The organism is Collinsella aerofaciens, from assembly GCF_040915545.1.
GTDB lineage: Bacteria > Actinomycetota > Coriobacteriia > Coriobacteriales > Coriobacteriaceae > Collinsella > Collinsella aerofaciens_BE.
Genome location: NZ_JBCPDH010000015.1, coordinates 1 through 18,723, shown reverse-complemented (window position 1 = coordinate 18,723; position 18,723 = coordinate 1). Strand labels below are relative to the sequence as shown.

The window sequence follows — 18,723 nt, the reverse complement described above, 5'->3', positions numbered from 1 at the left end:
TTTCAAAACTCCGCACCATAATACCGCGAATTGTGTAGACAACTTCAATCGACCCCAAAGTTACCCAAGGCAGCAGGCGCACAGCGCCGAGGCCGCCGCCGGGACCAGGGCCCGCAGCGGCCACGTGCCCTCACATCAGCCCAGCGGCCCCAACCAACAACGGCCCCATCGCTGGCCGCTCGCAGCCGAGTCACCGCAGGCGGGGGCCGGGCTTAGTTTTCAGAACACTCCGCAGACCAGTGTGGCGCCTTGTCCGCGGCTCCGAAGGAGCAGAACAAGGCGCCACACATGGTCGAGGACGTTCTGAAAACTAAGCCCGGCCCCCGCCGGACAGGTCGCACTACTCGCAGAGCAGCTTAGCGATCTGGACGGCGTTGGTTGCCGCGCCCTTACGGATTTGGTCGCCGCAGCACCAGAAGGTGATACCGCGCGCGGCCTCGGGGTTCGAGATGTCGCGACGCACGCGACCGACCCAGATCAGGTCCTGGTCGGACGTATCCATCGGCATGGGGAAGCGATCGTGCGCATCCTCGGCGCCCATGTCGTCAACCAGCTTCACGCCCGGAGCGGCAGCGAGCGCAGCGCGAGCCTCCTCGACCGTAATGTCGCGCTCGAACTCGAGCGTAATGCTCTCGGAGTGCGAGCGCAGCACAGGCACGCGCACGCAGGTGCAGTTCACGCGCAGCTCGGGCAGGTGCATGATCTTACGGCCCTCGTTTTGCAGCTTCATCTCCTCAGAGGTAAAGCCCTCCTCCTTGACGCCGCCGATCTGCGGAATCAGGTTGCTCGCCAGCTGGGCGGCAAACGCGCGCGGCTCGGGAATCTCCTCGCCACGGCCCAGGGCGGCCAACTGAGCCTCGAGCTCGGCCATGCCGGGGGCGCCAGCACCCGAAGCCGCCTGGTACGTCGAGACGATCATGCGTTTCACGCCAGCGAGCTGATGCAGCGGCCACGTGGGAACCAGGCCGATGATGGTCGCGCAGTTGGGGTTGGCGATAAGGCCGTGATGCCACTTGATGTCGTCGGCATTGATCTCGGGCACGACCAGCGGCACCTCGGGATCCATGCGGAAGGCGTGGCTGTTGTCGACCACGACGGCTCCGCGCTTGACGGCCTCGGGCAGCAGCTCCTTAGCGATATCGTCGCCGGCAGCGCCGAGCACGATGTCGCAGCCCTCAAAGGCCTCGGGGCAAGCCTCTTCAATCACGATCTGCTCGCCACGGAACTCGACGGTCTTGCCCGCGGAGCGTGCACTTGCCAACAGCTTGAGCTTGCTGACCGGGAACTCCTGCTCGTTGAGGCACTCGAGCATCTGGGTGCCCACGGCTCCCGTCGCGCCCAAAATAGCAACCGTGTACTGTTTCATGCTTCCCCCTTTAAAGGTTTTGGCTTTTGCCCGCACGCCGAGCAGGCCGATTATTGTTGCCAGTGTATACAAGAACAGGGCGGGCACGAAACCCGCCCCGTCGAAACGAAACCGAAACGAAACGCCCCGCCGTAGATTTTTGGCGCGTGCCCCAACAATCTACCGAGACAGTCGCTACTTGTGGAGTGCCGACAGGGCGGGATCGACCGGCGCGGGAGCCTCCAGGTCGGAGACCTTCACAATGCCGTTCTCATCGGAGAAGGCACGGTAGATGGTCCGGATCGCCAGATCGAAGTCCTTCTCCTCGACACCGATAATGATGTTGATCTCGTCGCAGCTCTGCGAAATCATGCGCACGCTCACGCCGGCCTGGCCGAGCATGCCAAACAGATGGCCCGAGATGCCCGCGCGACCGCGCAGGTTACGGCCAACGGTTGCGATGAGCGCCAAGCCCTCGACAACCTCGATCTCGAGCGGCTCGACCTCCTGCTGAATGTCGCCCACGAGCGAGTACAGCGAATCGTGAACGTCCTGCTCCTGCACCACGGCGCCAAAGCGGTCGACACCGGTGGGCATGTGCTCGACGGAAACGTCATAGCGCTCGAAGACCGAAAGCGCGCGGCGCATAAAGCCGACGCGGGGCTTGGTGCGGTCGCGGGCGACGTTGATGGCGACAAAACCGCGCTTGCCGGTCACGCCGGTAATGATGGGCTCTGCCTCGCCCTCATCAGCCGTCTCGCTAATAATGGTGCCGGGGTCCTGCGGCGCATTGGTGTTCTTGATGACCAGCGGAATACCGGCCTCGCGCACGGGGAACACAGCCTCCTCGTGCAGGACGCTCGCGCCCATGTACGAAAGCTCGCGCAGCTCCTCGTAGGTAACGCGGGCGATGGGCTGAGCCTCGGGCACGATGCGCGGATCGGCAGAGTAGAAACCCGAGACGTCGGTCCAGTTCTCGTACAGATCGGCACCCAGGCACTTGGCCAGGATCGAGCCGGAAATATCGCCGCCGCCACGATCGAGCAGCTTAATCTGGCCCTCACGCGTCGCGCCGTAGAAGCCAGGCATAACAAAGCCGCCCTGCTGACCGTACTCCTGCACCAGCTCGGAGGTGCGATTCATGCTGAGCGTACCGTCGTGATGGAACGCTACAACCGTCGCGGCGTCCAGGAACGGTAGGCCCAGGTACTCAGCCATAAGGCGAGCGGTGAAGTACTCGCCGCGGCTCACGAGCTCTTCGGTGGAGTAACCGCCCGAGCGGGCGCGCTCGGCAAAAGCTGCGAACTCCTCACGGATGGGATAGGTGAGCTCCAGCTCGTCGGCAATATCAAAGTAGCGCTGGCCGATGTCCTCGAGCAGCTCCTCGCACGACACGTGGTACTTAACGTGCGCGTTAACCAGGTAGAGCAGGTCGGTCACCTTGGTGTCGCCCTTAAAGCGGCGACCGCAGGCGGAAACCACCACAAAACGGCGAGCCGGGTCGGCATCGACGATGGCCTTGATCTTCTTAAAGTGTTCGGCGTCGGCGACCGACGAGCCGCCAAACTTGGCAATCTTAATCATGGGCTGGAGGTTACCTTTCTAAAAAGCCTCTGCAAACCTGTTTTGCGCGCTCTGATACCATGGGTTCACCGATTGGGACCAAGGTATCCGAGGAGCACTGTTATATGGGAACTTATCATAGTACACGAGGACGCACTTTATCATGCTCAAGTAAGGTGGCAATCCGCACCGGCATCGCTCCCGACGGGGGTTTGTTTGTCTCGGACGAGCTTGGCACCCAGCAGGTCGATATCAGCTCGCTTGCCCATAAATCGTACTTTGAAATCGCTCAAAATGTGTTGGGAATGTTACTGAACGATTACACGGACGAAGAAATTTCGGCCTGTGTGAATGAGGCTTACCGCGGTACGTTTGCGAGTGAAGAAGTCACGCCGCTCGTCAAACTCGATGCCGCACCGGGCACCGACGCTCCTCAAACCTATGTGATGGAGCTCTTTGGCGGCCCCACGAGCGCCTTCAAGGACGTCGCCCTGCAGATGCTCCCCCGCCTCATGGCCCGCACCTCCGCCAAGGACGGCGGCGCCGAGCGCATCATGATCGTCACCGCCACGTCGGGCGACACGGGCAAGGCAGCACTCGCCGGCTTTGCCGACGCTCCGGGCACGGGCATCACCGTCTTTTATCCCGAGGGCAAGGTCAGCCGCGTCCAGAACCTGCAGATGTCCACACAGGAGGGCGATAACGTCGCCGTCTGCGGCATCCGCGGCAACTTTGACGACGCCCAGAGCGCCGTCAAGCGCATCTTTGCCGATAAGGAGCTTGCCGAGCGTCTGGAGGCCGCAGGCACGGTGCTTTCGAGTGCCAACTCCATCAACGTCGGCCGTCTGGTACCGCAGGTCGTCTACTACTTTGCCGCCTATGCGCAGCTGTTGCGCGCCGGCGCCATCGAGGCCGGCGACGCCGTGGAGTTCTGCGTACCGACCGGCAACTTTGGCGATATCCTGGCCGGTTACTATGCCAAGCGCATGGGTCTGCCCGTCGCCAAGCTCATCGTCGCGAGCGACAAGAACAACGTGCTGGCTGACTTCCTGACCACCGGCGTCTACGACCGCAACCGCCCGTTCTTCACGACCATCTCGCCTTCGATGGACATCCTCATCAGCTCTAACCTGGAGCGCATGCTCTACTTCCTGTCCGATGGCGACTGTGAGCTCGTTGCCGGCCTCATGGAGCAGCTTGCCCAGACGGGCCGCTACGAGGTGCCCGCCGAGCTGCTGGCTAAGATTCAGAGCGTCTTTGGCTGCGGCTGGGCCAGCGAGGACGAGGTCCGCGCTGCCATCAAGAGCTGTTGGGACGCGAACGGCTACGTGATCGACCCGCACACCGCTTGCGGCTACCACGTCTTTGAAAAGGTCGCTCCCGCCGAGGGCGCCAAGGCCCGCGTGCTGCTTTCGACCGCCAGCCCCTACAAGTTCCCGCGCGCCTGCTGCGACGCCCTGGGGCTCGACGTTCCCGAGGACGACTTTGAGGCCATGCACGTGCTCGAGCAGGCAACCAACACGGTCGCCCCGGCACAGCTCGCCGAACTCGAGTCCAAGCCCGTCCGCTTCGAAGACGTCTGCGACGTTGCCGACATGGCCAACTACGTAGAGCAGGCTGCAAAAAAGATGGCTACCAACTAAACCCCTTATTAAGCGCCGGCGAAAGCCGGCGCACCTTCTTCCATCAGATAACCCCCGGGATGATGACGAACGTGCACAGCGTGCCTGGCTGTTTAGTTCGTCGCGAGTTCCGCACGCAAAGGAAAGCACTTAATGTGCTTTCCGTCTTGCGCAGGACTGCCCGAGCAGCGAACTAAACAGCCAGGCACGCCAGGAGGACCCACATGATCAAGATCACCGTCCCAGCAACAAGCGCAAACCTAGGCATCGGCTACGACACCCTCGGCATGGCCGTCAGCCTCTACTCGCACTTCACCTTCGAGCGCACCGACAAGCTCACCATCACGGGTTGCCCCGAGGAATTCCAAAACGAGAATAACCTGGTCTATGTAAGCTTTGTCGATGCTCTGGCCGCCTGGGGCGAGCCGGCTTTTCCCGTTGCCATCGACATTCAGACCGACGTGCCCGTCGCCCGCGGCCTGGGTTCCAGCTCCACCTGCGTCGTCGCTGGCATCATGGCGGCCGCCGCGCTGACGGGCCACACCGTCGACCGCGCCGAGCTCGTCCGCATTGCCACCGAGGTCGAGGGCCATCCCGATAACGTCGCCCCTGCCATCCTGGGCGGTGCCGTTTGCTCCTTTACGCCGACTGATTCGCTCCCCCAGTGCCTGCGCTACGAGGTGAGCGATCGCTTGCGTTTTATTACCGTGATTCCGCCCTACGAGGTGCATACGAGCGAGGCGCGCAAGGTCGTGCCGCAGGAGATTCCACTCTCCACCGCCGTATGGCAAATGGGCCGCATCGCCGGCATGACGCGCGGCCTGGAGACCGGCGACCTTGACCTGATTGCCGCCGCTAATGACGACCGCATTCAGGAGCCCTATCGTCGCCGCCTCATCCCCGACTACAACGCCGTGCGCGACACCTGCCTTAACGGCGGCGCCAAGACCATCTGGATCAGTGGTTCGGGCTCGACCCTCATGGCTATAACCGACGACACCATCGTGGCAAAGTTCCTGCAGGTCAAGCTGCGTGAGCAGTTCCCTAAGTGTGATACGCATATTCTGACGTGCGACACGGAAGGCGCCCAGATCGAATACCTGTAGTCGCCGTCCCGTATACTCGCCGGGGAGGCCAGGGGGCTTTGCCCCCAAATCGTCCTCGGACATGGCAGGACCCCCGCTGCGCACTTCGTGCGGCGGGGGTCCTGCCGTCCTGCGGAAAGATTTGGGGGCAAAGCCCCCTGGCCTCCCCTATGTTAACTTCGCCGGCGGCGGCTACAGGGACCCACGCTTTGAAGGGGCGCCGGGCTGATAGTTTGGCTTTTTATTGGTAGGGGCTCTTGCTAGGCTGGAGCACTTCCTAGAGGCGGGCATCGGCTGTGTGCTTGGTTTAGGCGGCGCTGGTTTCTTTGTATTCGAAGACTGGTTCTAGGAGGTCCTCGATGTTGCAGTGGAGGGCTTTTGCTATGGCTCGTACGCTTGTTACCGAGGCTTCATTGATGTTTCTCTGACGCTGCTCGTACATTTGGATTGAGCGGAGTGACACACCCGATTCGTATGCCAGATCTTGTTGGGTTTTCTTGAGCCTCTTTCTTGCTAACGCAAGTTTGGTTTGCCTGGACGCTTTCTTCGCCATATCGCAGACGAGGCGAGCCACGCGTTCCTCCGAGGCTTCGTGCCAGGGGTAGTACAGCCCGCGCAACACATCGAATGGAACGACATGCAGCAAATCTTCGAAAGACTCTCCTAGGCGCCACTGAAGGTATGCCAATATCCAGCCCGTCCAATATTCCGGTGTCTTTTCGAATCGGTAGGTTCGATTTGGCATCGGTCTTGATTGATAGCCGGACCTTTCGGCAATGAGCGCGAACAGCTCAACGCCCGATTTTCCCGACACTACCCATGCGTTGCCGCGTTCGAACTCGCGGGCTACGCCGCTCAGGCAAAAGAGTTCAGCAACTTCCGATCCTTCTGCCCCATAATCGTTAACGGCATAGTCAAAGCAGTCGCCAAGGTTGTTCATTGCATCCTCTAGGTAGTAAACGGGGTATGTCCTACTCGGCCCACAATCCGTTAACTCTTGGATCATTTAAATCAACCCTTCCTGCCATCAAATCCCTAATGTCGACACCATCAGAGTCAAATCCGTTTACCGTATCCAGGTACTTTCGTCGAGCGTTCTGTTCTCGCTCAAATCGTTTGGGATAAAACTCAGCTCCCGAGGCCTGCTTCCAATCGCGGAACTTAATCGCCGAGAATGCACGCTCACTCATAAGCGCATATTGAATGCCCAAATCCCCCAAAAACATAATGCGCTGCAATTGCCTGAGCGAGATCATGCCGTTGACAAACTGTCTTGCAAACGAGAAATAGGAATCGTCTGCACGATAGCCTCGAATAACGTCATAGGGAGAAATATCAATCAGGCAGTTATCCAGCAGATAACGAAGCCCCTCGCGTGCTACTGGCGTTGAAACATTGAACTCTCTGTTATTCGCCAGAATTGCAAGCCAGTTGAGAATCGAGAACTCACCTGATTCCAAATCCAAAATCGCAAGGCCATCTAAATCAAGCTCATATCGATTGGCAATGCCATCAGACTCGGTCCGACATGCCCACTCCATTGCCATTTCCTCATGCGGTGTGCAATAAAACCCGCGCCCATAGTCATTGAATTGCCTGCATTTATCCAACGATGGATGCTCGACAACAACCTCCGACCCGTGCCAAAGCTCCATATCGACCTCCAAACAAAAATATCACCCCAGTGATAGTGTACCAACAACTATCACTGGGGTGATATAGATAGATGCAAACTATTGCCTGCCAAGAGCCCTTACTAGAGGCAAGCCTCGGCGATGCGCTTTTTGAGTTCGTCGATGCCGGTGCCGGTCTGGGAGCTTGTGATGATCACATTCTCGGCCGGAACGTTGAGCTGCTTTTTGATGGCTGCTGCCTGGCGGGCCTGCTGGGTGCGGCTGAGCTTGTCGGCTTTGGTGAGGCAAACGATAAAGTTGAACTCGTTGCCCTGTAGGTAGTCGATCATGTCGTGGTCGAGCTTGCTGGGGTCGTGACGAATGTCCACCAGCGAGACGACCAAGTTAAAGCTGCGCTCGGAGTCAAAAAAGTCGCCGATAAGCTCGGCCCAGCGGTCGCGCTCGGCCTTGGAGCGACGGGCGAAACCGTAACCCGGCAGGTCCACGAAATGCACGTCATCGGCCTCAAAGAAGTTGATGTTGCTCGTCTTGCCCGGCGTACTGGAAACCTTGACTAGGTTCTTGCGGCCAAATAGCTTGTTCATAATCGACGACTTGCCCACGTTGGAGCGGCCGACAAAGCTCACCTCGGGGCAGGTGGACTCGGGAATCTGCGAAACCTTGCCATAGCTGGCGACGAACTTGGCAAGCTGGTAGTTAATGGAATCGGCCATGGACACTCCTTGGTCGTAGGTTCTTACAAATAGACGCGCTATTGCACAGCGGCAATGCGGCGGACGATATCGAGCGTAATGTCACTTGCGACACGCGCGTACTCGAACAAATCGAACTCTCGCTCGCAAATTGCATCGTACGCCTCGTCACAATTATCGCTGATAGCGCGCAACACCAGGCAATCGACACCATTTTTGGTTGCGACATGGGCAATTGCCGCGCCCTCCATGCCGACACAATCGGCATGCGTCGCCTCGATAGCGTCGTTGCGCATGGTGGCGCCCGTCACAAAGCGGTTACCCGTGGCAATCGTGCCGACCAGGAACTGCTTGGTGCCCTCGTTCGAAGCGACTGCATTTTTCGAAGCGTCAACAAACCCACGCTCAGCAAGCACGTCGGCGGCAATATCGACCAGCGCGGGCGTCGAGCCAAACTCCTCGAGCCCCGGTGCGGACTCGGCGATAAGCGCGGTATCGGTATCCAGATAGCGTAGGCGTTTGCCAATGACCACGTCGTCGATATGGAGCTTGGGGTTCAAACCGCCCGCAATGCCCGAAAACACAACAGCCTGCGGAGCATACTTGCTAATGAGGTGCTGTGTTGCAGCAGCGGCGTTCACCGTGCCCATGCCCGCCGTTGTGGCGACAACTGTCAGGCCGTCGAGCTCACCGCTCACAACGGTCAAGCCTGCCTCCCGTGCCTCGCATACGTCGCTCAGCTCTTCCTTAATCTGCATGATCTCTTTTTCGAGCGCACCGATAATCGCGATGGTAGCCATACCATTCCCCAAACCTATACGAAATTCTCAACCAAGGTATGGTACCAGCATTTTGTTTGACCTCGCCAAACGAACACGCTAGGCCAGCGCAGCTCGCGTATCAAACAGAGCCTTTGCAATCGCAGCCGTAACCTCGCTCGAGCGGTCACTCCATGGCATCGATGTCATGACGCTCATGACATAGGTACGGCCATCGATGTCGATGAGGCCTGCATCGCATGTCGAATAGTAACCATCCTCGCTAATCCAGCCTGCCTTGTTGCGCACCAAAACCTGCTCGTCCGCAATGCCATCGCGAATAAACGAGCGCGATGTTGATGCCAGAAGGCCCGACAACCACTGTGAAGTCTCGGTATCCATGCTCAGATACTCGCTCATCTCACGCCATAACCTCGCAGAAGTGCGCGGGCAGTAGGTCGGAAAATCACTCATCGGATCCAGTGCCGTATCGTAATCGATGCCAAGGCCGACAATCCAATCCTCGTAACCGACACGGTCAAACGCCGCACGTAACGCAATAAACGAATCGTTGTCTGAATAAACGACCGCAGCCTCGATCAAGTCGCGTACCGTCTGCCAACCCATGTTGTAGCCACCATAGGTGCCAAGGGAGTCATCGAGTGAAACCTGGCCCGTCTCGACCAGAGATTCGCAAATGTACAACGCATAGAGTGCCTTGTAGCTACTCGCACCGTACACCTCGACATCAGCGTTATACGTCACGCCCTTACCGCTCGACAGGTCGTAAAACACCACGCCCACATCGCCCAGCTCCTGCGCCTGGTCAAGCGCATTCTGGAGTGCGGCGAGGTTCTCATCCTCCAGGGCGAGGATCTGGTCATCAACCAGTGAGAAGGTCTGCACGGTATCGCCTGAGGGAATATCGTTAAAGTCCGCCTTCGAAAACCCCGTCTTGAGGTTCGCTGTCGACAGGGTTTGACTTGCGGTGACTTTAGATTCAGAGACCTTTTTGTTTTGCGTCTGTACCGCTGACGCATCTGAGTGTGCCATTCGCTCCGACGCGTAGGTTTTGGCGGTAATTCCGAGGATAATAACCGCCGACGTTAGCATCCCAATGGCGGCAATCTTCCTCACGCGGATGCGAGTGTCGGCAAGGCCACGCGAAGACGTGTCCTTCGTCTTATATCTGCTGCCATGCTGCGGCACATACTCGTCCCGCGATGCGATGTTTCGCACGTGGTCTCCTGACTGCTACCGTTTATATACGAGCAGCATGATAACGAGCAGGCATTTCTTTCCAAAGATATTCAGTGGCGTTTAAGGTGTCTTTAAAGAAACCACAAGCGTTTCTATGCATTTTTGCCAATTCTGTTGCACATCTCTACCCAAAACGCAGTTGCGGTGAAATAGTTCCTGTTTGGACGGCATAAGCCGAAAAACAAGAACTATTCCACCGCAACTTGACGGGGCTCTTTAGCAATCAACTAGGTGCCCAGGGGCACTCATTTAAGTCTGTCCCCAATGAGTGCCTTTGGGGAGCGAAAATGGCTCGCTAGCCGATGGCGTTTTTGAGTTCGGCGCGGCGCTTTTTCATGCCCGTCATGACGGCGTTGCGCAGCTCGGGCATGCGCGCGGTATCCATCTGGGGCACGCCCTCGAGCTTATAGGGAATGCCCAGTTGCTCGTACTTGACGACACCCATCGTATGATACGGCAGCATCTCCAAACCCACCACGTTGTGCCATGGAGCGATCAGACGACCGAGTGCCTCGCACTCCTCCACCGTGTCGGTAATGCCCGGCACCACCACGTGGCGGATAACGACCTTAATCTTGCGACGCGCGAGCTCATCACCAAACGCCAGAATGCGTGCGGGATCGCAACCGGTCAGCTTTTTATGCTCGACGGGATCGGCGTGCTTAATGTCGAGCAGCACCATATCGGTCTCGTTGAGTACGGCATCGAACTTCTCGGGATGGTTGGGATCAAACGCATAGCCACAGCTATCCAAGCAGGTATGCACGCGGCCATCGGGGTTGTTGTGCATTGCACAGAACAGGTCGGCCAAAAACTCAGGCTGCAGGAGCGGCTCGCCGCCGGACACCGTAATACCACCGCTGCGGTAAAACTCATGGTTGCTCTGGAACTCGTCCATCAGGTGCTCAACGGTCACCATCGTGCCGCCGTTAACCGACCAGGTATCGGGGTTGTGGCAATACGCACAACGCATGGGGCAGCCCTGAACAAACACCACAAAGCGGATGCCGGGTCCGTCGACCGTTCCCATCGTCTCAATCGAATGCACGCGGCCCAGGGCAAACGCAGAGTCCTCGGGACGAGCGTCCACACCCTCGAGCGTCATCTCAGCCATTCCCGCTACCTTGCCTCTCATTGGTTTTAGCTACATAAATGCCAGAGTCATTCTAGCCCATATACATGATGGCGAAACGGTTTAGCGGTCAATTGGGTTGTTCTATTTGACCCCAACGCAAGAGCGGCGGGAGGGTTATCGCAACCCGCCCGCCGCCGCGGCAATAGAAATCGATAGACGCCAGGCCTTTACGCCTTAAGCGTGAGTACCGCGCCGAAAGCAGTCGGGCCGCAGTGGCTCGAAATGACGCCGCCGACCTGAGTCCAGGTAACGTCCTTAAAGCCAAGATCGTGTGCATAGACTTCCATGTCGTCGCGCAGCTCCTCGGAAAGACCCACCGAATACGCCAGGCCAATATGCGAGTAGTCGATCTCGCCCTTCTCTACCATGTGATCAATAAAGGCACGGGCGCACTTGAGCATAGAACCGCGGAACTTCTTGGTCGCCACGAACTTACCACCCGTCACCTCAATGCAGGGCTTAATCTTGAGCAGATGGGCGCCCAGGAACGCAACGTTGGACAAGCGACCGCCCGCCTTAAGGAAGGCAAGGTCGGTAGGAACAAAGCCCAACAGCACGCGGTCCATGACGGAGTTCGTAAATGCAAAGATCTCGTCGACGGTGGCATCTGGATGGGCTTCGATATACTTGGCAGTCTCGACGGCAACCAACGACTGACCCACCGAGACAAAACGCGTATCCATGGAGAAGACGTAGTCGCGGCCCTTAGCTGCAATCTTGGAGGACTGATGCGAGCAGGTCGTAACTTCGGAGTACGCAAGATGCAGAATGGTCGCATCGGGCTGCTCGGCATGGATACGGTCATATACGTGCGCAAAATCCGCAGGCGCACAGCCGCTGGTCTTGGGCATCACACCAAACTCGTTGCAGCGCGAATAAATCTCGAGTGGATCGATCGAGCCGTCCTCGACGGTCTCGTCACCAATCGTGACATGCATGGGCACGCGCACGATGCCGTAGCGCTCGCAGAGCTCCGGCGTCACATCCGACCCAGACTCAACCACGATTACGTACTTGTCCATTATTATCACGACCCATCTCGACATTGGCTTTTCAATACATGGCACGCGTCGCCGCACTGTTGCACAACGGCGGCAGAGCGCCAAAGAGACGCCGCCCCTTGCACACAACAAAGGACAGCGTCTCCCTGGAAAACTCCGTGCTTATCTGAGATTCTACACGGTTTATTAAGGAGTGTTACTTATTCCGCAAACGGTCGCTATACGCGATAAGCGGTAGCTGGCCGCGGCAACTGCGACACATTCCGCCCAACAAGTCCAATCGTGCTCCATGCACGGTTAATGAGCGAGGCGGTAGAAATCCATCGACGCCGCACCCTCGGCGTGCAGCTCCATCGCCGGAACCGCCGGCGAATAGGTACGGCTCGTAAGTGCTGCCTCGCCACCGTTGGCAAAAATCTCGACCATCGTAGTGTCCGAAAGCACGCGCAGGTCGCGAAGCTCGCTGAGCTCGATCGACCTCTGGTCGCGCCCATAGCCTTCGTCGCCCATATCGAGGGTAAGCATCCCGTCCGTATAACGCACAAAGACACCCTTGCGGATTTCGAGCTCGATCATCTTGGCTCCCTCGCAGGAAACCACAAGATCAAACAGGCGACCCGGCTCCTCAACGGTTTCACCGCCTACAGCGCGAACGCAATTGCCGCGCATTCTCTCAATCTCGTGCGCCGGTTGCTGGCAGAGCTTGCCGCCGCGCATGCTCAACTCTCTCGGCACCGTCAACGCGCACTGCCACCCGCGCGCCATCGTCGGGCTTTCCGCCTTCGCATCGGGGCAACCCGACCATCCGATCATCAAACGCCGACCTGCAGCGTCCTCAAAGGACTGCGGGGCATAGAAATCAAAACCGGCATCGACCATCGGAGGCATGCCCTGGCCGACGATCTTAAAGCTCGGCGCCTCCCAATCGGCCTCGATGGAGAACCACACGCACTGATGCGGATTGCGGTAACGCCAGCCATCGGCGGGCACGCCCTGCGGACAGCAAACGAGAATAAGCTCGCCATCGAGCTCAAACAGATCAGGACACTCCCACATAAAGCCAAACTTCTCGCCCAGCTCAATGCGCGTCGCATAGCCCCAGTCCTCTAGATCACGCGAGGTATAGACAAGCACGCACCCGCGATCGTCTTTCGTACGAGCGCCGAGAACCATGTAGTAGATACCGTCGTGTTCAAGGATCTTGGGGTCGCGCACGTGCGTACCGATATCGTCGGGGTAATCGACCGGCCCAACAGCTATGCGCTTCTCGCCCAATTCGTCGGGATTCTCGGCAACCATATGAATTTGGTTTTGCTCACGGCCCGTCAACACGTAGTCGTAATCATCGCGGTCAAAATGCTTGACGTTGCCGGTATAGAAGTAGTGAATCTTGCCATCACGTACAAAGGCAGAACCAGAATACGCTCCACTCGAATCCAAATCGGAATCGGGGAACAGCACGGGGCCGTGATTCTCGTACGTCACAAAATCCTTTGTCGTCAGATGGTTCCAAAGCACTGGACCGCCATGCGCAGCATCGAACGGATCGTATTGATGATAGATGTGATACGTATCACCAATCTGAACCAAACCATTGGGGTCGTTGAGCCAGCCAAGCTCAGGCTCCACATGGAACAAAAGCCTATCGGGGTCGGATGCGATGCGAGCCGCCGTCTCATCCTGTCCGGCACGCCACTGCTCATAGTCCGCGCGTGTCACCTTATTTTTTTGATTAAACATCGCCGTTGACTTTCTCGTCTATGGGAAAGGACGCTCGACTCACACGAGCCGAACGCCCTTCCCCAAATGGACTTATCCGCACATTACGCTGAACGGCTCAACTAGAAGCTAACGTCGAAGCCAGCGCCAGCGCCCTCTTCATCGGTGGTCGGCACGCCCTTTGCCTTGTTGTAGGCAAAGATCAAGACGATCGGCACGATGAAGGCGATGAGATTGCCAGCCACATACCACACGAGCGTCTCGGGCGTGACGATGAGCAGGCCAAGCACGCCGGTCAGACCCTGACCGATGGCGCGCACCTCAAAGAGTTTGACGAAGGCACCGCCGCAGCCTGCACCGATGCAAGCGCAGATGAATGGGATGATCGAGTAGCGCATGTTTGCAGCAAAGATTGCGGGCTCGGAGATACCGACCAGCGTCGGGATAAAGGACGACATGCAGATGTTGCGCTCTTTGGAATGCTTCTTGTGAATGAGGTACATGCCGATGGCGCCGCCGCCCTGGGCGATGATGGAAACCGACCAGATGGCCTGGATGTAGTTGAAGCCAGTCGTGGCAACGAGGTTTGCCTCGATACCCTGGATGAACTGATGCGTACCGGTAACGACAAGCGGCTGCAGGAACGCGGCGAAGACAAAGGCACCAAAGACGCCCATCCTGTTGTACAGGATATCGATTACGCCGGCGAGGACGTCGCCGATCAGGTTGCCGAGCGGGCCGAACACGGTGAACAGGGCGACGTTAGCAAGAATCAGGGTAACGGTCGGGACAAAGACGAACGAAACGACCTCGGGGATGTACTTCTGGGCAATCTTTTCGACCTTGGCCATAAACCAGGCAGTCAGGATTGCAGGGAACACGCCACCCTGGAAAGCAACCATGGGAATGGAGAGCGGACCAAAGTTCCAGTACTCAGCACCCGTCGGGTCCATAACGAACGTGTTGCGGTTCATAAGGCTCGGGTGAACCATGACGATACCGACGAGGATGCCCAGAATCGGGTTACCGCCAAAACGCTTCACCGCGCTGTACATAACCAGGACAGGCAGGTAGTCAAACGTGGTGGCGATAATGGCAAAGAAGCTTGCGAGGTTCTTGAGGAACTCGCTGTGATCGGCAAGGCTGCCCTCCATGCCAAAGAGGCCGTTGGCAACGATCAGCGACTTAAGGCCGATGATGATAGCGGCGCCGACGAAGGCGGGAATGATGGGGATAAAGATGTCCGAGAATACCTTGAGGACCGAGAAGAACTTGCCCTTCTTGTCCGCCTCGGCGCCCTTGACCTCGGAAGCGCTGATCTCCTTAACGCCCGTCAGAGCCATAAACTCATCGTAGACCTTGTTGACGGTACCGGTACCGAAGATGATCATGAGCTGGCCGCTGTTGTACAGCACGCCCTTGACGCCATCGATGTTCTCGAGCTCGGCCTTGTTGTACTTGCTCGTATCCTTGAGCACCAGACGCAGACGCGTAACGCAATGCGTGGCGCCCTCGATGTTCTCCAGACCGCCGACGTTATCGACGACTTGCTGAGACACTACTTTGTAGTCCATGTTCCTCTCCATTCCCTTACGAAATCATAAAACGTTTTGATGCCATTACAGAGACGCGATCGTTGCATTTGCGCACTTAAGCGTACCGTCGGTGACCGTCAGCGCCACACCCTGGCCCTGCTTATTGCAGAATCGAGCGTTAAGCGCAACATCATCGACAAAGATGGTCGCGATATCGTCGTCAACGACCAGGCGCACATGATGAGTGCCCTCGCCCTTAAAGAACAACGGACGCTCGAGGCCCATGTTGTTGACCTGGAACCACGGATACTGGGGGGCCGCCGTAAACTCGAGCTTGCCCTCACGCAGGTTGGCGCGGAACTCATAGGCAAGACCGGACTCGGCGTCCTCGGCAAGCTTCACCGAGAAGCCGGCAGCGTCACCGGCGAGCTCGATGTCGGCATCGAGCATATAGGTGGAACCGGCATCCGCGGCGAGCACCTGCTCGACCTTGCCCGACTTGCAGGAGAGCTCAAAGGCCTCGACTGCTTTAGCCTCGCCAAAGGCGCCAAGCATGCTGTCAGGAAGCTTGGTGCCGAGCGTTCCGTCGGCACGCTGAACGATCTCGAGAGGCATAAAGGTGCCACCCCACAGGTAAGAGCTGGGGTCGCCGCCCTCGTCACGCGTAGGAACCCAACCAAAGAGAACGCGGCGCTCGCCGTCAAATGCGGTACGCGCGGCATAGTACGCGCGGCCATCGAAGGAATCGTCCGCAGGAGTGATCCAAGGACCGTTGATGGAGCGAGACATGCGATAACGGGTCTTGTTGCCATCACTGTACTCGGAGAACACCAGATACCACCAGTCGCCCATCTTAAAGAGATCAGGCATCTCGAACATGGTGTACAGGCCCGGATTCCACCAGTCGCCCTGGAACTCCCAGCTATCCAGGTCCTTGGAGGTGAACTTGACCAGACGACCGGTCATCAGACGCTTGTCCTCGCCCACACGCGTGCCGAGGATGAGCATGTACTCTTCGTTCTCCTCATCCCAAAGCACAAAGGGATCGCGCCAGTTGCGGTCATCGTAACCCTCCTGGGGCGGAAGCAGCGTCTCGGCGATGTTCTTCTCCCACTTGACGGCGTCGTCACTCGTTGCGTGAAGAAGAACCTGCTTCATCAAGCGTGCCTTGACCTTATCGCGATTGCAACCAGTGTAGAGTGCATGGTACTTGTCGCCCACCTTAAACACCGTGCCGGCATAAACATACTGGTCGACTTCCTCGTCGCCGCCACGCTCAAGGCTCTCGCCAAAGTCTTTGTAATTGACGAAGTCCTTGGTTGTCGCGAGTGCCCAGCCAAACGGCTCTCCGAAAGGTCCGGGGTTTCGCGTGTCACGCTGATGATAGAGATAGAACGTGCCGTCCTCGCCGTACGGCATGATGTCGCCTACCCAAATTCCCTCAGGCTGGTAATACACCTTGTGCATCCGAGACTTCCTTTCTCACGAGATACTAACTCGGTACAACTGCAAGATATGTCAATCGTTTTCATATGTCAAACGTTTTCACACCAATACGTCTTTTCGCAGTTCCAGTCGTCGGCAAACGGTTGACATATGCCGGCGAACGGTCATCAGAGGTGTTTGAGGAATTCTTTTGGCACGGGATGAACTACGCGGTTTTACCCTCAATGAGTTCAACGGGGAGCTTGATATTCGATTCGGGCTTTTCGCCGTTAATAAGAGCAATGATGGATTGCGCCGCGAGCTCTCCGATGCGATCGATATCTTGGCGTACGGTTGTTAAGTCAGGCATAAACGTCATAGTGCGGCGGGCACCATCCGCGCCCACGACCTTAATATCGCCCGGAGCGCTCAAGCCGCGCTGCTTCATCACGTTAAGACAGATAGCCGCCATCGTGTCGTCTCCCGCAAAGATGCCGTCAATATCGGGGTTCTCATCGAGGATCTTCGCAACGACCGCACTCTTTTCGTCGTCGGGCTTAACGAACTCGACCTCACGGACAAGCGCGGGCAAACCGGCCTGCTCAACAACATCGAGGTAGGCATCGGTACGCTTATTGGCAGGCATGCGCATGCGGCTATTGCTGCGCAGGCACAGGATGCGTGAACATCCGTCATCGATCAGGCGACGCGTGGCAAGTTCGCCGATGCTATAGCTGTCGCTCGCAATCTGAACAGAGGCTTCGCCAAGGTCGCAGTCGATACCAACCAGACTCAAGCCCATCTCGGCATACGCCTCGGCACCGATATTAAGCGAGTTGACGATGACGCCATCAACCATATTGCGTCGAAGCATGTCGATATAAGAGCGCTCAAGCTCGGGTCGATTGGCGCTATTGCACAGCAGCATCTTAAAACCGTTTTCGGCCAGGGTATGCTCAATGACTTGGACCACTTGGGCATGAAACGGACTGCTGACATAGGGGACGATCATACCGATAAGATTCAGGCGACCGTTGAGCATGGCACGAGCGATATCGTTGGGCGTATAGTTGATGCGCTTCATCGCGGCATGGACCTTATCGCGGGTCTCTTGGCTAATATAGCCACGATTATTAAGCACACGAGATACCGTAGTAGGCGAAACCCCCGCCACCGCCGCAACTTCCTTGATGCCAGGCTTAGCCGTATCCTTAGAACGAGCACTCTCGCGAGCCATAGCACCCTCCCCCATCAACATGTCATACGTTTACATACGAACAAAGCATACCCCAACAACAGCGGGATGACGGTAACAGTACAAGTAAGTAAACGACTCATCCAAATAATTAGGAGAGTTCCGCCTAAAGGGTGACTACACAGGACCCAGCCGGGGCTGTTTGGGCTACCTCCCAAAACATTCCGCACTGATATTTTCTGTATTGAAGACGTCGATGATGCACCCGTATACCATTGACGTCGACACCATCAGATGCGGACCGCGCGGTGACCCCACATTCCGCTGGCGCCCACAGGGCTGCCCTCGTTTCCTGACATGTCCCGCGCGGGCCGCGGCGAGCCGAGACCGCCGCATGACCTAATAGGAGCATGGAGCGATACCGCGGACCCGAACAACCGCATTCTATCGCGCCCCGTCAGTGTGCCGTCTGCCCGGTCCAGGCGAGCACGGAAAGAACGGAGCGAGACATGCAAAACGAATCGACACCCGGCGCCCGCGGGCCGGTCTTCTGCGGGGTCGACACCCACGCCGACTCGCACTGGCTGTGCGTCCTGGACTGGAGGGGCCGCAGGGTCCTGTCCCGCCGGTTCCCCGCCGACGCGGCGGGATACGAGGCGCTCGCCGGGGCGATCGCGGCGGCCGGGGAGCCGGCCTGCGTCGCGATGGAGGGGACGTCGTCCTACGGGGCGGGCCTCACCAGGCACCTCGCGTC

At 57.9% G+C, this 18,723-nt stretch carries 16 protein-coding genes; 3 read left to right on the top strand and 13 right to left on the bottom strand.

The annotated features are described in order from the left end of the window. Positions 1 to 340: 340 nt before the first annotated feature. Both AB5202_RS06180 and AB5202_RS06175 read right to left on the bottom strand, forming a co-directional pair. Positions 341 to 1,366: an aspartate-semialdehyde dehydrogenase gene (locus AB5202_RS06180; RefSeq protein WP_368144551.1), complete on the bottom strand. Its 1,026-nt coding sequence runs from the start codon at positions 1,364 to 1,366 to the stop codon at positions 341 to 343. 174 nt (positions 1,367 to 1,540) lie between these two features. After that, complete coding sequence (locus AB5202_RS06175; protein WP_260699382.1) at positions 1,541 to 2,929, bottom strand: aspartate kinase; 1,389 nt, start codon at positions 2,927 to 2,929, stop codon at positions 1,541 to 1,543. A 104-nt stretch (positions 2,930 to 3,033) separates the two neighbouring features. Here AB5202_RS06175 and thrC point away from each other — a divergent pair, with 104 nt between their 5' ends. Both thrC and thrB read left to right on the top strand, forming a co-directional pair. Beyond that, on the top strand, positions 3,034 to 4,551 hold the full coding sequence (gene thrC / locus AB5202_RS06170) for a threonine synthase (protein ID WP_368144550.1): 1,518 nt from the start codon (positions 3,034 to 3,036) through the stop codon (positions 4,549 to 4,551). A 203-nt stretch (positions 4,552 to 4,754) separates the two neighbouring features. Then, positions 4,755 to 5,636, top strand: a complete 882-nt coding sequence (thrB, locus tag AB5202_RS06165; protein ID WP_368140708.1) for a homoserine kinase — start codon at positions 4,755 to 4,757, stop codon at positions 5,634 to 5,636. Between the two features lie 286 nt (positions 5,637 to 5,922). On the opposite strand, the gene AB5202_RS06160 is transcribed toward thrB, so the two are convergent. The 11 genes from AB5202_RS06160 to AB5202_RS06110 all read right to left on the bottom strand — a co-directional run bounded on the left by AB5202_RS06160 (position 5,923) and on the right by AB5202_RS06110 (position 18,011). Continuing rightward, positions 5,923 to 6,555 carry a helix-turn-helix transcriptional regulator gene (locus tag AB5202_RS06160; RefSeq protein WP_368140709.1) on the bottom strand — a complete coding sequence of 211 codons (633 nt, stop codon included), beginning with the start codon at positions 6,553 to 6,555 and terminating at the stop codon, positions 5,923 to 5,925. 31 nt (positions 6,556 to 6,586) lie between these two features. After that, complete coding sequence (locus tag AB5202_RS06155) at positions 6,587 to 7,270, bottom strand: DUF3990 domain-containing protein (protein ID WP_215673662.1); 684 nt, start codon at positions 7,268 to 7,270, stop codon at positions 6,587 to 6,589. 101 nt (positions 7,271 to 7,371) lie between these two features. Further along, the gene (gene yihA / locus AB5202_RS06150) at positions 7,372 to 7,962 is read right to left on the bottom strand and encodes a ribosome biogenesis GTP-binding protein YihA/YsxC (RefSeq protein ID WP_006234871.1); all 591 of its coding nucleotides are present in this window, start codon (positions 7,960 to 7,962) and stop codon (positions 7,372 to 7,374) included. A 38-nt stretch (positions 7,963 to 8,000) separates the two neighbouring features. Further along, entirely contained in the window at positions 8,001 to 8,741 is a 741-nt protein-coding gene (gene mtnN / locus AB5202_RS06145; RefSeq protein ID WP_368144511.1) for a 5'-methylthioadenosine/S-adenosylhomocysteine nucleosidase, read from the bottom strand. Positions 8,742 to 8,819: 78 nt separating this feature from the next. Continuing rightward, positions 8,820 to 9,605: a serine hydrolase gene (locus tag AB5202_RS06140; RefSeq protein ID WP_368144512.1), complete on the bottom strand. Its 786-nt coding sequence runs from the start codon at positions 9,603 to 9,605 to the stop codon at positions 8,820 to 8,822. Positions 9,606 to 10,254: 649 nt separating this feature from the next. Further along, positions 10,255 to 11,073, bottom strand: coding sequence for a pyruvate formate-lyase-activating protein (gene pflA / locus AB5202_RS06135; RefSeq protein WP_368144513.1), 819 nt, complete (start codon positions 11,071 to 11,073; stop codon positions 10,255 to 10,257). Positions 11,074 to 11,261: 188 nt separating this feature from the next. Continuing rightward, complete coding sequence (locus AB5202_RS06130; protein WP_368144515.1) at positions 11,262 to 12,116, bottom strand: DegV family protein; 855 nt, start codon at positions 12,114 to 12,116, stop codon at positions 11,262 to 11,264. Between the two features lie 276 nt (positions 12,117 to 12,392). Beyond that, entirely contained in the window at positions 12,393 to 13,835 is a 1,443-nt protein-coding gene (locus tag AB5202_RS06125) for a glycoside hydrolase family 32 protein (protein ID WP_368144516.1), read from the bottom strand. A gap of 101 nt (positions 13,836 to 13,936) precedes the next feature. Further along, positions 13,937 to 15,388: a PTS transporter subunit EIIC gene (locus AB5202_RS06120; protein WP_040358954.1), complete on the bottom strand. Its 1,452-nt coding sequence runs from the start codon at positions 15,386 to 15,388 to the stop codon at positions 13,937 to 13,939. A gap of 45 nt (positions 15,389 to 15,433) precedes the next feature. Next, entirely contained in the window at positions 15,434 to 16,816 is a 1,383-nt protein-coding gene (locus tag AB5202_RS06115) for a family 43 glycosylhydrolase (protein ID WP_368144517.1), read from the bottom strand. A gap of 184 nt (positions 16,817 to 17,000) precedes the next feature. Then, positions 17,001 to 18,011: a LacI family DNA-binding transcriptional regulator gene (locus AB5202_RS06110; protein WP_225093894.1), complete on the bottom strand. Its 1,011-nt coding sequence runs from the start codon at positions 18,009 to 18,011 to the stop codon at positions 17,001 to 17,003. 467 nt (positions 18,012 to 18,478) lie between these two features. Between AB5202_RS06110 and AB5202_RS06105 the strand changes: the two genes are divergently transcribed. After that, the coding region (locus tag AB5202_RS06105; protein WP_368147494.1) for an IS110 family transposase at positions 18,479 to 18,723 on the top strand (245 nt) is incomplete at its 3' end.